Annotated in this window: 11 protein-coding genes and 1 tRNA gene; 1 reads left to right on the top strand and 11 read right to left on the bottom strand. The window is 48.1% G+C overall.

The genetic code is table 11. The features are described 5' to 3' along the window. Window positions 1-12 precede the first annotated feature (12 nt). On the top strand, window positions 13-3,117 hold the full coding sequence (locus LMED105_RS11960) for a type I restriction endonuclease subunit R (protein WP_008251629.1): 3,105 nt from the start codon (window positions 13-15) through the stop codon (window positions 3,115-3,117). A gap of 137 nt (window positions 3,118-3,254) precedes the next feature. Here LMED105_RS11960 and LMED105_RS11955 read toward each other — a convergent pair whose 3' ends face one another. The 11 genes from LMED105_RS11955 to tolR all read right to left on the bottom strand — a co-directional run bounded on the left by LMED105_RS11955 (window position 3,255) and on the right by tolR (window position 15,004). Further along, complete coding sequence (locus tag LMED105_RS11955) at window positions 3,255-5,441, bottom strand: hypothetical protein (RefSeq protein ID WP_156799677.1); 2,187 nt, start codon at window positions 5,439-5,441, stop codon at window positions 3,255-3,257. 724 nt (window positions 5,442-6,165) lie between these two features. Further along, window positions 6,166-6,696 (bottom strand): hypothetical protein, encoded by a 531-nt coding sequence (locus LMED105_RS11950; RefSeq protein WP_008251625.1) that lies wholly within the window; start codon window positions 6,694-6,696, stop codon window positions 6,166-6,168. Between the two features lie 68 nt (window positions 6,697-6,764). Then, entirely contained in the window at window positions 6,765-7,226 is a 462-nt protein-coding gene (locus LMED105_RS11945) for a replication/maintenance protein RepL (protein ID WP_008251623.1), read from the bottom strand. A gap of 791 nt (window positions 7,227-8,017) precedes the next feature. Next, entirely contained in the window at window positions 8,018-9,550 is a 1,533-nt protein-coding gene (locus tag LMED105_RS11940) for a tyrosine-type recombinase/integrase (RefSeq protein ID WP_198006852.1), read from the bottom strand. Window positions 9,551-9,628: 78 nt separating this feature from the next. Beyond that, window positions 9,629-9,705 (bottom strand) — tRNA-Met (locus LMED105_RS11930). A 67-nt stretch (window positions 9,706-9,772) separates the two neighbouring features. After that, window positions 9,773-10,888 carry a YeeE/YedE family protein gene (locus LMED105_RS11925; protein ID WP_008251614.1) on the bottom strand — a complete coding sequence of 372 codons (1,116 nt, stop codon included), beginning with the start codon at window positions 10,886-10,888 and terminating at the stop codon, window positions 9,773-9,775. A gap of 86 nt (window positions 10,889-10,974) precedes the next feature. Continuing rightward, on the bottom strand, window positions 10,975-11,721 hold the full coding sequence (gene ybgF, locus LMED105_RS11920; protein WP_008251612.1) for a tol-pal system protein YbgF: 747 nt from the start codon (window positions 11,719-11,721) through the stop codon (window positions 10,975-10,977). A gap of 18 nt (window positions 11,722-11,739) precedes the next feature. Further along, window positions 11,740-12,264, bottom strand: coding sequence for a peptidoglycan-associated lipoprotein Pal (gene pal / locus LMED105_RS11915; RefSeq protein WP_008251611.1), 525 nt, complete (start codon window positions 12,262-12,264; stop codon window positions 11,740-11,742). 57 nt (window positions 12,265-12,321) lie between these two features. Continuing rightward, window positions 12,322-13,659, bottom strand: coding sequence for a Tol-Pal system beta propeller repeat protein TolB (gene tolB, locus LMED105_RS11910; protein ID WP_008251610.1), 1,338 nt, complete (start codon window positions 13,657-13,659; stop codon window positions 12,322-12,324). Between the two features lie 14 nt (window positions 13,660-13,673). Continuing rightward, entirely contained in the window at window positions 13,674-14,579 is a 906-nt protein-coding gene (locus tag LMED105_RS11905) for an energy transducer TonB (RefSeq protein WP_008251609.1), read from the bottom strand. Beyond that, window positions 14,576-15,004 (bottom strand): protein TolR, encoded by a 429-nt coding sequence (tolR, locus tag LMED105_RS11900; RefSeq protein ID WP_008251585.1) that lies wholly within the window; start codon window positions 15,002-15,004, stop codon window positions 14,576-14,578. The genes LMED105_RS11905 and tolR overlap by 4 nt, the downstream gene beginning before the upstream one ends. Window positions 15,005-15,035 lie beyond the last annotated feature (31 nt).

Below are 15,035 nucleotides of genomic sequence, written 5' to 3'. Positions count from 1 at the left end.
GTGGGAGGAAACATGGTGTCAGCAATTCATAGTGAAGAACGTTTTGAGGATGAGGTGTGTGGCGATTTGAAGGCCGCAGGTTGGCTTTTCAATGGCCCGTTACCGTATAAACGCAGCTTCGTTTATGACACGGGCTATGACGCCAAAAATGCCTTGTTCCCACAGGATGCATTGGATTGGGTAAAGGAAACACAACCCGACTCGTGGACTAAGTTTTCAAAGAACCACACCAAGAACCCAGAGGAAGTTTTTATCCGTCGATTGGTTGAAGAGTTGGACAAAGAACGCCCGACGATCAAAAAGGATGCCCCCAGCCTTTGGGGTTCGCTGTATGTTTTGCGGAAAGGATTCAAGGACATCAATGCTCACTTTAAGATGGCACAATTCGCCCCGAGCAATAAACAGAACTCGACCACGCTGGAACACTACACAAAGAATCGCCTTCGCTTAGTTCGTCAGGTGCATTACTCCATCCACAACCGAAAGTGCATTGACCTTGTGCTGTTTCTCAATGGTATTCCGCTTGCCACCATTGAATTGAAGACCGACACCACCCAAAACATTCATGATGCGATTTCTCAATACAAGACTGACCGCCAACCCATCGATGGCCCAAGCAAAATGCCAGAGCCTCTATTGCAGTTTGGTAAACGTGCTTTGGTCCATTTCGCGGTGAGCACGGATGAAGTCCACATGACCACCAAGTTGGCGGGCAGTGCTACACGGTTTCTGCCCTTTAATCGCGGCATTCCCGATGAGTTTGGTGGGGCAGGTGCAGGCAATCCGCCGGATCCTGAATTGGGTTATTCCACTGGCTATCTCTGGCACCAGGTTTTTCAACCCGACAATTTCTTGAACATCATTGGGAAATTTCTCGCGGTCGATGTGTCAGAAAAGAAAGACGCCAAGGGGCGAACCGAATTCTTTCCCAACATCCTGTTTCCGCGATACCACCAGTGGTCAGCCGTTGGGGCGTTGGTCAATGCCACGTTAGAAGATACGGTGGGCGAATCCTATTTGATTCAACATTCCGCTGGATCAGGCAAGTCCAACACCATCGCGTGGTTGGCCCATCGCTTGGCCTCCCTTCATGATGCCCAAGACGAAAAAGTGTTTAGCAGTGTGATTGTGATCACGGATCGCAGGGTATTGGATACCCAACTGCAGGACACCATCTACCAGTTTGATCACCAACAAGGCGTGGTCGAAAAAATTGATGAGAACAGCCAGCAGCTTGCGGACGCACTGAACAATCAAAAGCTCATCATCATCACCACTTTGCAGAAATTCCCATGGATTCTGAACAAGGTCGAGGGATTGAAGGACAAGCGGTTTGCATTGATTCTGGATGAAGCCCATTCGAGTCAGGCAGGTAAGGGGGCGATCAAGTTGCGGGAGGTTCTATCCAAAGGAGATAAGACCACCGGCGGTGAGGCGATCATTTCCGATGAAAACCCAGATGAAGAAGTGACCGAAGAAGACTTGATCAACAAATTGATTGAGGCTCGCAAGCGTCCTCCCAATGTGTCCTACTACGCTTTTACCGCGACACCTAAGCCCAAGACATTGGAGCTGTTTGGAACCGAGGGAGCCGATGGCATTCCGAAGCCGTTCCACGTTTACTCGATGCGTCAGGCCATTGAAGAAGAATTTATCTTGGACGTGTTGAAGGGTTACACCACCTACGAATTCGCCTTCAAACTCGAGAGCAAAGAAAAAGAGGATCGCGACGTTAAATCGGGCAAGGCCAAAAAGAAGTTATTCCGGTTTGCCCAAATCCATCCCACCAGCATTGCTCAAAAGGTGGCCGTGATCGTGGAGCATTTCCGCGAACATGTGATGCACTTGCTCGACAATCAAGCTAAAGCCATGGTGGTGGCGGATGGGCGGATTGCCGCGGTTCGATACAAAAAGGCCTTGGACGAATACATCAAAAAGATGGGATATACCGATTGCAAAGCGTTGGTGGCGTTCTCTGGTGATGTGACGGATCCAGAATCCGATGTGGTAAAGGCTACCGAGGGCGATCTCAACGATAAAGGGGAGTGCGACGACGAGATCAAAGAAGCCTTCAAGACGAATGCTTACCAATTATTGATCGTGGCCAGTAAATTCCAAACGGGATTTGATCAACCCAAGTTGTGTGCAATGTATGTGGACAAACGGCTTGATAACGTCTTGGCGGTGCAAACGCTTTCCCGATTGAATCGGACCTTCCCAGGAAAGCGAACCACCGTCGTGATTGATTTCCGAAACAAGCCCGAAGATATTCTGAAGTCGTTCCAACCCTTTTACCGAACTGCCACTCTTAGCGATGTGACGGATCGGAATTTGGTTCATACATTGAGTGCCAAACTGGATGAGGCTGGATACTATCTGGATTCGGAAATTGAAGCATTTTCAAAAGCTTATTTCCGTCCTAATGGTCAGCAGAAAGACATTCAGGTGCTTCTCAAAACAGCATTTGAACGGTTCAAGAAGGCCACCAAAGAGCAACAAGATTTGTTCCGTGCGGACATGTCTTCATTCGTGACCGCCTATGATTTTCTGACGCAATTGGTTTCCTACGATGACATTGATTTGGAAAAGCGTCATGCGTTTTACAGCCGCTTGTTGCCAAGATTGACGGGGCAAACCGGGATTGATGAACCTGTTGAAAAATCCATTCAGCTCACGGCCTATAAGCTCTTGAACGAAAAAGGCCACACACTGAAATTGGAAGAGGGAACCGCCAAACCCATGAACCCAATGAAGCCCGGAGGCGGTGCCGTGTGGGATGATCCCGAAGAAAGATTGTCGGCAGTGATCAAAAAGATGAATGAGGTCTTCGCAGGCAATTTGGATGAAACGGATTATCGTGGCTATCTGGACACCTTGTTGGCAAAGCTGCTTGATGATCCGTTATTGATTGAGCAAGCCAAGGCCAATGATGATGTGGATGCGTTTCTAAGTGGTGCCTACATCGAGAAATTCAATCGAGCCGTGGTCGCCGCATTACAGAGCCACAACGTCATGGCCGATCAGGTTCTGCAGGATCAAAAAGTCTTTGATCGTATGGCTCGAATTCTGGCAGAAGAACTGCACCTTCGATTGCGGTCTGAACTTAAAGATCAATGATTCAAATGAAATTGGCACCCCAAAGAGGTGCCAATTTTGCTTCCGATTAAATCCTATTTGGTCTTTAATCTTAAAAGGAGCTCAACGAGATGAAGATTGAGAATCCTACTTTTAATTTAGCAAGCTGATCAACAAAGTCAATGGCCGTCATTGGATTTGGTCGGACTTGGTTTTGGGAGCTTGTTTTTTAATCGGTTCTCATAGCGGTCGAACACCTCTGGCGGAACCAGTTTCTTAATAATTTCATGGGAGTTCTGCAAGGCTCCATACAGTAATTCAACACTTTCCTCGGCTTCCTTACGCTTGGCCTGTTCAGCCTTCACCTTCTTCTCGTGATACGCAATGTCGCGCAGGTAGTCCTCTTTAATGCGGTCTAATTGAGCTGATTTGGCTTGATAGTCATCCTCCAACTTGGCGGCCTTTTCTTCCAATTCCTTTTTACCCGATGGCAAGATGCTTTGCAGGCTCTCTTGTGTGGCCTTGGCAACCCCTGCCACGCGCCCCGTAAATTGAGCCGCCACATCGATTTTCTGAGCCTGTTTTTTGCGGCGGGCCATGAGCATTCTCAACTCTTCTTTGGTCTTTTTCGTCTTAACGGTGATGTCCTCCAATCCCTTGGCGGACTCAATCTTCTTTTGTTCAAGCTGTTCAATGGTCTTTTCCTGAACCTCGATCTTCGCTTTCAATTGCCGATCGTGTTCCGCCAACTCGCGTTCAATTTCTTCCTTTTTTCTCTTGTAGTTTTCATCCGTTAGCTTCAATTCCAGGTTTTTGGCTTCAATCTCTTTTCGGATCCGCTGTTGTTCCGTGATCGTTCGGGTGATTCCCTGAACCACTTTCACACTTTGATCTTTCAAATCGGTCAATGTTTGTTTGTGCTTCCCGATTTGCTTGCGGGTCTTGTTCTCGGTGCGAATCATCTCCCGATTGTTGTCCACAAGCTGACGGTGTTGACGGTGGGCAGACCATTCCAACGGGTTGTAGCGTTTGCGATTTGGCCCTAGGCGGGTGAATTCAAACTGGCTCGCCACCTCATAGAAGAACCGATCCTGGATCTTGGTCATGGCAGCGCTGTAAACCATTCGACGGCGGGCAAACAATGTTCTATCGAATTCCTTATCCAGTTTCAATTGGTTTTCTGTTCGTTTGAACTTGCGAACCAAGGCTTTTCGGGCATCAAATTTCCCACCAGGTGTTTGGATCTCGGGCTTAGTTTCCCACTCATTACCATGGCGTTCTACCTTATTGGTTTCAGGATCCCACCACACATCCACCAACCGTTCGCGGGTCTTTTCAATCAAAACCCCATCCACTTTTTGCCGTGTGATTTCGGTTTCAATGTATTGGCGTGGGTTGGTGTAGTGCTCTTTGGTTTCAGTCTTAATCAAGTCCAAGGAGGCTTTCAATCCTGGATGCAAGTCTTCGAGCCGCTGACCCAATTTCGGTTTGATAAAGAAGTGAAAATGGCGGCCGCCTTGAGCATCCGCAGGTTCCTTTGCAAAGCGTTCCTCGACGTCATGGAACACCACGCCCAACAGGTTTTCCCCGTATTCCTTTTTAAGGTAATTTAACGCGGAATCCAGGAAGGCAAATTGAATGGAGTCATCCACATAGGGCGGGGCAGAGATCACCCCACCAAGGTAGCCCAAGGCACTTTCTGGGATCTCTTTTTGATCTTTTTTAGCTTTCCTTTTGCCCTCGGGTTTGGGTCCAGTCAATGCTTCATAGAGGCGTTGTTGAAATGATTCCGATCCCTCCGATTGATCCAATTCACAGACGCTAGGCCACCACTCTTCCCGCAAATACCGATCCAAATCCTTCATCTCATCCGGATCCCCAAACGCCAATGCAATGTGTTCTGGCTGATCGTTCTTAAGGTGGCTCAGGGCTCCCAATCGCAACGCTTCATCAATCGTTCGTTGAACACCACCGCGCAATCTTTTTTTCACCGATTTCGGGGTTCCAGCCCGATTGATCATCGAGCTAATTTGTTTGTAAATTTTTTTGCGATCGGACTTCTTTTCAATCGAAAAATCCTTGAACGTTTGGTTCGCCACACGACTCTTTAGGGCCTTCACTTCACCATCCATGGCGAACTTTTGATCGTGGATTGGACGGGCTTCAATGCGCAGGAATGCGACCCCGTTGTTGCGGTAATTCTTGTTGCGGATCTTGCTGGCTTCAATGTATTCAGCGATCGATTGTTCGCTATCGTCACGGCGGCTGGTGGCTTTGTTCGCACGCTGCTTGGCTTCATCTTCTTTGATCAAAAATCGGATCTTTTGAACCTCGGTCATCTGATCCCACGATTTAAAAAGCTCCATCTTCTTTACCTCAAAATTCTGGAAAAGAAGTTGCTACTTTTTTTGAAAATCCTAATTTCCGAAAAACAAATCCTAAAATAGACCCCCGTTACTCCGGCTTTTAAAAGTTAGGTTTTTTAGTGCAATTCCTATTCCTAAGTGTTATTGTTATTTTTATCCTTCTCTATTCATTATATTAATTTAAAATCCTAAAGCAACCCCTTTTTATAATCCTAAAATACCGACTATCAATAACAAAAACGCCTATCGGCATTTTGTGTCATTGTCGGCCCTTCCGGGGGACTCTCCGAGGGGTCTGCGACGCGCACGCAAGCGTGCACCCCTGGTGCCTATCCCCCCTTAAAAGGGAGGGGCACTAAAGACAAAACCCCTGCTACAGATTGCAAACAGGCCGTTACACGTTTTTGACCTGCATCCGTTTTGGGGCTTAACTTGGTCGGTTTTGGGTGGGGGTTTTCATCCGATTGATTCGGTTTGGATGGCTCGAGTTGTAGGCTACCCGATGCATTTAAATGATTGGTGTGGCTAGTGCTTTCATCGTTGCTGGGTGTTCTAATGATTGGATTTCGTTCATCCTTTCACCATGCCCATCCAAATTATTTAATTTTCATTAAAGAGCGGGATAGGCTTATAGCTGAAAGAAGATTGGCTGCGAATGTAACTTTGTTGCGGAGCAAAAAGGTGTATATCACTACACCTTCTCAGTTATTGACGAAATTTATCATCATAATCGCGCTCGTCCCTTGCTTTGCGTCGGCTCGTCAGTTACTACCAAGCCTTCGCACATTGCCTTTTTTTCTTCCTGCATTTTCAGAAACAAGTAAAGCGGATGTTCGTAAATTTCGCTTCTTGTATCCGTTGAGTTTTCTTTTTCGCTGAATTTAAAAGTAATTGGGGATTCGTTGTTATTAACGATGCAGATATGAAATTCTACTTGCATAGGCTGGCCACTTTTATATGCTTCATATATTTTCGCTAATACTCTGAAATGCCTGATTTCTCTTTCACTGTATCTACACCAATAATCTGGGTGGCCAAAGTCCCAGTTTATATTTTGATAATTGAATTCATCGTAAGCGTTTATTAATCCAATGCTGGTTGGTGCAAAAGCTTTGCTTAACAAAATTTTTAACAAGTCTTGTTGTTCTTTACTTAGTTTCATTTTTTTCATGCTACCACCGCTATTTTCTTGTTGTTCTTCGTCTGTAAAAAGTTCGTGTTGATATTGCTCGCAATACGTTAATAAAATATGCACCCGTATTTGTGCTTCATCAGATACACCAATGTTATAAATTGTGATTTAAATTGGTGATCGGTTTTATTTTAGAACGCTTGTGGAAGTCCTCCGGAATTGATTTTTCCTTCTTTAATCTTCCGGTATGTGTTACTTCCTTTGAACAAGTGTAACGAGCCTTTCATGAAAACATTAGGATTGACGAACTCAGTCTTTGTTTCCTCATCAACCAAGATATAGCCTTTTTCTTTTAGCTTTTTAATTGATCGTGTCACGTTTGAGCGTTCAATGCCGCTGCTCTTGGAAATCAATTCGTGTGTGACTTTGTAGACGTTATTAAACTGGCATATTTTGACTATTGCGATCAGAACTTTAAATTCCATCTTAGACAGATTGTCTATTACGCTTGAGAGGTTTTCCAGAAAAACAAGAGCGAATTCTTGCCCCGCTTTCGCTCGTTTGTCTTTAATACTGATGTCAAACTTTTCATCTGCTGCGAAGCCTAGATTATTTTCCAAAACGTCACTCAGTTCTCTTGTTGTTGATTCCATTTAAATTCCTTTTTTAATCTCCTCTAATTGATTACGAAAAAGAGTTGTAAAAGTCAACACGTGCAAGTGAGTTAATTGTTGATTTCAATTCAAATTATAAAATTAATTGCTTTTGTCAATGTGTTGAAACCACCACAAAATTGTGTTGAAACCACCACAATTAATGTGTTGAAACCACCACAAAAATGTGTTGAAACCACCACAATCGATGGCTGGAGAAGGTTGCTGGTAGCGGGTCTCGGAGTCCCTTAAGAATAGATATATAGAATATCTAGGAAAAGTGTTCGCGTTCGCTCAGCACTTTTTGACCCCCGATGCCTAGCCCCCCCGAGGTGGGCGTCGCCTTAAACCCCGCATGAAAAATGTGTTAAATCAGCACAAAATTGTGTTGAAACGACCACAATTTGGATTATGGCTCCCACGATAAAAATGTGTTGAATTAGCACAAAATTGTGTTGAAACGACCACAATTTCCGATGCGATTCCCCCCCCGATGCTAGCCCCCCCAAGGTGGCGTCGCTGGTTTTAACCCCACCTTTTTTGGTGATCCCTCCAGGGCTACGCCCAGCCCTTTCCTCTGCGAGGCTTAAGACTGAGTCAACGAGTTTCCGCCTGTGCATAACATTTTGCGCAAATTACCCAACAAGGCCAGACACGACCGCAAGGCAATTAACACATGATGTTATGCAAATTAAAGAGCAAGGAATTGGAACCGATTGACCCCTAAAAATCTAAGGCCAACAATTTGCACAGATTGTTGTGCGAATTTAGGTTTCGGACTTTGCGGTAATTTAATCCGATGTGTTCCGAAGGTTTCGCGTCCGCACCTCTGGTTCGCCTGCCTGAACGAATTTTTCAGACCAATCCAGGAAAGCCTGTTTGAACGCAACTGACGGTTCGCATGTCAATTGCCCCGCTAGGTGTTGCAATGCCTTGATCGGCTTTTCCTGTTTGTTGTAGACCTCTTGGTGGGTTGTGCTCACAGGGACAGTGCCAAATCGTTCGTCAATGTGACCGACTAAACGCATCAGCAAAACTGTGTTGCAGCCCGTGTTGGTCATCTCTGAGATAAATGTGTGGCGCAGGCTATGGAATACTTTGTCTTTGGCTTTAATGTCCAGTGAATCCAAGTAAAGACCCCAACGCGAGGTTAGTGCCTTGTTGTAACCGTTCTTGCCATCGGTCAGGTAAAAGAGTGGATCATTGGGTTTCTTGAAGCTTGCAATGTGTTGCATCGCTTTCAGAACCAGTCCCTCGAGTTGCTGGCTAAACACAATTTTCCGGATTGAGTTGGTATTTTTGACGCGCTCTTTGGGTGCCCTGATGAACCACACACCATCCTCTTCTTCGAGTTCATGAACCCGCATCGAAGCGATTTCCTCCGCTCTTGCCCCCGTATAAAGAGCAATAACAGGAATCAAAACATAGGAGGGGTTGAGTTCGAAAAATTCAAAGTATGTGGCCGGATCAAATATCCGATTCAATTCCTTTTGAGTAAAAGGGCTGTAATTGATCTGTTGGGCCTTGATCTGCTTTTTGGTAGCAACCTTAATGGTTTCAAACGGGTTGGCAGTCTTCAACAAGTCTTGTTCGATTGCCACTCGGAAAAAGCTTTTCAAAAATTTGATCTTTTTGTCCACCGTGGTTAATGACAGATTGGATCCCATCAATTCGGTGTAATAGTCCAACGCCATCTTTTTGGTCACATCACCCAACTTCTTTGCTTTGGGATTGCGTGCCTGAAATGCTTTGACCGTCCCAAGGATCTCGTAAACCGATTTGGAGTCTATGCGCCTGCTCTCGATGATTCGGTATTTTTCAATCGCAATTTCGAATTTTGCGGATTCAGGTGAAATGGTTGCCAAGGTTTCGGACATTGCTTTACGCAGTGCCAAGATTTCTTCTTGATCTTTGCTTAATGGCTGATCGGGTTCAATCGGATCTGATGCCCTTTCGGATCGATTCTGGGGGCGCTGTTGCGTTTTCTGGGCCTGTTGGCTAGCTGCATACTCGGAAGCCAATTTGAACGCAAGGGCGGCCTCCTTTTCGTCTTTTATGTCGGTGAATCGAATTTGACCATCTGTCGAACTGATGATCTCCAATTTCGAAGGGTTTAGCCCCTCAACTTTTGGTTTACCGTAATTCTTCATCTCCGCGCCCCAATGCCTCATCGATTCAAGCTCATGGTTCAGAAGATAACCCAAGTAACGCGCCCGCTGGGGATCTCGGGTTTTCAGGCTGAGTCTTTTTTCTATGCCGTGGACGTAATAGCGAAAGACGTAGATCCCGCGCGGGGTCTTGCAAACTCTGGGGGGCATTCTCATGATCGTATCCCTAACCGGATACATGGCTTGAAATGAAAAAAAGCCTAAGTCCTTGTGAGACTTAGACTTTTTAATTCGTGGTGGCGAATCAGGGATTCGAACCCCGGACCTGCGGATTATGATTCCGTCGCTCTAACCGGCTGAGCTAATTCGCCGAAGACCGAGAGTATAACTGAGCTTTCTTAAAAAAAGAAGCGCTTCATCACTTCTTTGTCATGAAAGTTAAACCATGCGCTCAACGCGCCACATTTGATACTTCAATGCTCCCATTGCGCCAACAACTATGCTGCCCAAAGCCACGAATGATGCAAGTGACAGGGTGCTTACGCCGCTTAGCCCCTGGCCCACGGTGCAGCCCAGGGCAAGTACGCCACCGACACCCATGAGTACTGCGCCGACTGTGTGGTTGGCCGTGTCTTCAACGCCTTGGAATGTTTCCCAGCGAAACGATTTTTCTAATAACGCGCTGGCGGTGGCTCCCAAAATGACCCCGAAGCAAGCCACTACTCCTACGGTAAGAACCCGCGTCACGTCTGAGAAAAACATCAGCCATTCCAGCGTGTAAGCATAGGGTGCCACGAAGCTGAAGCCTTCCGCACGGTTTGCGTAGGTGCCCAAATAGGCCGCTTCAAGAGTATCTGGGTGTTCGGGAATGTAAGCCACCTGGAACACCACCCACCAAGCCGCCACAATGGTTAAGCCCACGCCGGCACCGCCAACAATCACTTCTCTGTTCCAGGCTGATTTGCTTCCCAGTGCCACGATCAACAGGATTACAGGCAGTGCGATGGCAAAAATGGATGTCAGGGCAGCGGGTTCCTGGCTGAACAGATTGGCCAAAAGCTCAGGCAAATAAGGGCTGCTGCTGAATTCAAAACGAATAGGGTCCAGGTAATTGGCGCGAAATACGCCGAAAACCCCTTTGAGGGTCATGTACGCGGTAATTCCCATAATCACGAAAACCATGAGGGCTTTCAAATTGCCTGCGCCAAGGCGAATCAAGGTTTTGCTGCCGCAGCCCGAAGCCAATACCATGCCTGCGCCGAACAGCAAGCCGCCAACAATACCTGACAACCAAGACCACTGACTGTTCAAGAAAATAGTGTCGTTGAGGTTGGCATGTCCTGTGATACTTAGGCCCTGAAGGCCAAGTGCGGCAACGGCGATTGCCAGCAGCCACATGCGCATGCGGTTCCAGTCACCAAAGTTGAACACGTCAGCAATTGCACCCATGGTACAAAAATGGGTGCGATGGGAAATGGCACCGAAGGCAAGGCCCACGGCAAATGTGGCCCAAAGCACAGTGCTTTGAATGCTGCTAAGGTTGATTTCTTCCATGAACCGGCACCTTTGTGTTGAAGTGCCGGTATTTTAACTGGGTCTACCCGTTTACGGGCGCACAGGGTGTGATTACTTTTGTGTGATTATTTCAGCGCTTCGAGCCGCGCCTTGGCGCTCGCTGCGGCGGGGCTGTTGGGGTATTTGGCAATCAGTTCACCCAAGGTTTTTTTTGCACCAGGGATGCTTTTCAGCTCCAGCTGTGAACTGGCCATGCTAAGCAATGCGTCAGGCGCGCGCGGGCTGTCCGGAAAATCTTTCGCCAGATCGCGTTGCGTGACCAAGGCGGTTTTATATTCGCCTTGCGCAAATTGGGTACTGCCCAAGAAGTAACGGACCTGAGGTTCAAGCTTGCTTTGCTTGTACTTGTTCAGGAAATCCTGAAATTGCAGGGCTGCGTCTTTGTAGTTGCCAGCCTTGAAATGGTCAAGTCCGGCCTGGTAATCATTGAATTGTTCGGGGGGAACCGTGAGTTCTTCGCCATCAAGTTGAACGGCTTTCGGTTCAAGCTTCTTGAGGCGGTCGTCAAGGTTTGTATACAGTAAACGATTGTCTTCCTGCAGCTTTCGAATGTTGTTGTTGGCGACTTCGAGATCACCACGCAAGCGGGCGATCTCTCGGTCTTTTTCACTTAGGGACTGAGCCAGTGACAGCTGCCCCTGATTCGCAGATTCCATTCGAGCAACCCGATCTTCAAGCACTTTAACCTGCTGGCGCAAGTCCAGAATTGCCTTGCGTGCTTCCGTGTCATCAAATATCGCAAATGCGGAATTGGATGCAAAGGCGCAGAACAGGGCGATTGCCCAGGCTTTTTGCTTGATGTTAAAAGTCATCTCGAATAGTTTCCTTGATTACTGGTAAACGATGTCAGAACGACGGTTTTCGGCATAAGCGGCTTCATTGCTGCCAGTTGCTTTTGGCTTTTCTTTGCCAAAGCTGACTGTTTCAATTTGACCTTCTTTTACGCCCAATGCCAGCATCAGTGTTTTTACTGCATCAGCACGGCGCTGGCCCAAAGCCAGGTTGTATTCAGCGCCACCGCGTTCGTCGGTGTTGCCTTGAACAACAACTTTGCGGTTGGGGTTGGCAACCAGGTACTTGGCGTGGTTTTGAACCAGCTCACGGTACTCGGACTTGACAGTGTAGCTGTCGTAGTCGAAGTAGACGCTGCGCTTGGCCAGTACGCCTTGCGGATCGTTCAGAGGATCGGCATCGCCTGGGGTTACTGTTGGTACGGCGCGGCCGTCAGAACCAGGTGCTGTGCCGGTTTTTGATTCAACTGTAGGCTTGTCGTTCAAAGGAACGGCAGAGCTACAAGCGGCCAATACGGCCACCATTGCGGAAATCGCCAAGTACTTGACCATTGAGTGTTTCATTTTTTTCTCCAGACCTAAAGAGTGTTTAGTGTAAAACCAGTTAAAACAAATTCAAAATCAATCGTTTATGAACGGGCCCCAGGTGGGTTCCGAAATGTCAGCGCCCGAACTGCTCAAGGTGTACTTGATTCGTCCATCTTTTGACACCACGGCCAGGGTCCCTTTGCCGCCCGACTTGGTCGCATACAAAATGTAACGCCCATTCGGCGCGAAACTTGGGCTTTCGTCCCGCCCGGTATTTGTCAGCAGCATTTCTGTGCCACCTGCCAAATCCAGTGCGGCAATTCGAAATTGCCCGTCTCGACGAGTCACATATGTCAATGTTTTGTCATCGGGACTAATTCGAGGCGAGATATTGTATCCACCTTCGAATGTCACACGTGTCGCATCACCGCCATTTGTGCTCATTCGATAAATTTGTGGGCCACCTCCACGATCAGAAGTGAAATAGATGCTTCTGCCATCGTGACTGTACGCAGGTTCGGTGTTGATTCCACCTGTGCTGGTCAATCGGTTCAGGCTCGATCCATCGGCATTCATCGAGAAAATTTGTGACCCACCATCTTTGGTCAGCACCACTGCAAGTTGCTGGCCATTCGATGACCACGCCGGTGCACTGTTGCTGCCTTTGAAATTCGCCAGAGCCTTGCGGCGACCTGTTGCAAGTGTGTGAACAAATACAACAGGTTTGCGAGTTTCGAAGGAAACATAGGCAAGTTGCGTGCCGTCTGGCGACCAAGCTGGCGAAATAATGGGTTCTTTGGAGGCCAGCGCCACTTGTGGGTTGGCGCCATCGGCATCCGCAATAATCAGGCGGTAGCGACCAGGGGCTTTCTCAACATAGGCCAGGCGCGTGGAAAACACACCTTTCTCGCCCAGCATTTTTTCGTATACAAAATCGGCAATTTTGTGAGCATGCAGGCGCAAAGCCGAGGGGGCAATCACGTAGCTGAATTTGCCGAGTGACTTCTGCTGGGCAGTGTCGTGCAGGTTAAAGCGCAAGTCCAGGCGCCCATCTGGCAGCTTTTTCACTGAACCCACGATCAGGGCGTCTACGCCAATTGATTTCCAAGCGGAAGGATCGATTAGCGTGGACTCATTCAATTCAACATTGCTGGTGGTATTGATAGAGCGGAAAAATCCGCTGCGCACCAAATCGTCTTCAATCACCTTTTTAATGTCTTCAGGCAAACCCTGATTGCCCTGAAATGGTGCCGCCGAAAAGGCGATTTGATTTGCACCCACTCCGGTAATGTCAATTTTCAGTTGCGCTTGCGCCGGCACTGTCATGGTTACCAGGGCAAAGAAGGCCAGCAGGATGCTTGCGGATCGACGCAGGCGGTCCCACAGGGTGGTTGATTGTTGTAAATGCATGGCTTGGTTGGCGTAGTTCATTGTTTCACTATGAATTAAACGTCTTTTGGACGGAATGAGAGGACAAGCACCGGTTCGACTGAACCGTCTTCAGCCCTGGGTAGTGGGCTGGAACGCTGCAAAGCGCGCTCCACAGCGCTGTCCCACGCTGGCAACCCACTGCTTTTTTTCTGAGTGATAGAGACAATTTCCCCGTTGGGAAGTTGCTTGACTTCGAATACGGCCTCCGGGTTTCCGTCGACTGAGTCGGCACCGGGAAATACCAGTTTACTCCGTACATATTGCCGAATTCGGTCACTGTACTGTGCCTTGTTTCTGCTGGTGCCTGCAGATGTGCTACCTGTGTTGGGCGCTCCACCCATAATGCGGGCAAGTTCTTCCTGCCGAAGCTTTTTGGCCAGTTCAGGATCAATTTTTGGCTCAGGTTTCTTGGGTTCCGGCTTTGGCTCGGGCTTCTTCGGTTCAGGCTTGGGCTCCGGTTTTTTTGGCTCGGGCTTGGGCTCAGGTTTCTTCGGTTCGGGCTTAGGCTCGGGCTTCTTTTTGGGCTCGGGCTTGGGCAATTCGATATCTGCCTTGGGTGGTTCCACCGGCTTTGGAGGTGGCGGTGTTTCAACCACAGGCTTAGGTGGCTCGGGTTCCGGGACGGGGTCGGGCTTGGGTTGTTGCACGGCAATCGGCTCATTGGCGGGCATCTCGGACCACAATACCGCTTCAAATGCGGCTGGCTCTTCGGTATTCCAGTTGAGCCCCACAACGAAAAATGCCACCAAAGTAAGGTGTGCAAGCACAGACACTGTCAGGCCTGCCTTCTCGCCAGTGTGGTCTACTGGTGGTTCCAGGCGCGCCTCTAACCCGCTTTCCTTGCTCATTTTGGAAAGCAATGCTTGATGGGCTGGTGTAAAGTCCCAGCCGTTGCGTGGTCGGGTTAAGTCTGCGCTCATTTGCTTTTCGGTTTCACCAGCAGGCCGACTTTCTGGATTTGTGCATTTTGCAAAGCATCCATAGCGTCAACCACGGCCTGATACTGAATGGCTTTCTCGGCTGAAATGACCACAGGGCGATCGGGCTCATCGGCCTGCAGTTTTTTCACTTCAGCGGCCAGGTTTTCCAAGGTCACTTCAGTGGTTTTATTGGTTTTCATGTCCTTCACCACCAAGCTGCCCACCTGGCGCACGGTGACTTCAATTGGGCGCATTTGTTTGGGCGGATTGGTGTTGGCCATGGACGGCAAATCAATCACTGATGGGGTAATCATTGGGGCCGTGACCATGAAAATGATCAGCAGCACCAACATCACGTCGATGTAGGGCACCACATTGATCTCGTTCATGGCGCGTCTGGATTTTCGTCCAAGTTCGGCTTTCATCGATTAAGTTTCCTGTTGCTGGTTTCTGGCA

It is taken from the genome of Limnobacter sp. MED105, from assembly GCF_000170915.1.
In the GTDB taxonomy this organism is placed as follows: domain Bacteria; phylum Pseudomonadota; class Gammaproteobacteria; order Burkholderiales; family Burkholderiaceae_B; genus Limnobacter.
This window is presented reverse-complemented; position numbering and strand designations above follow the sequence as displayed.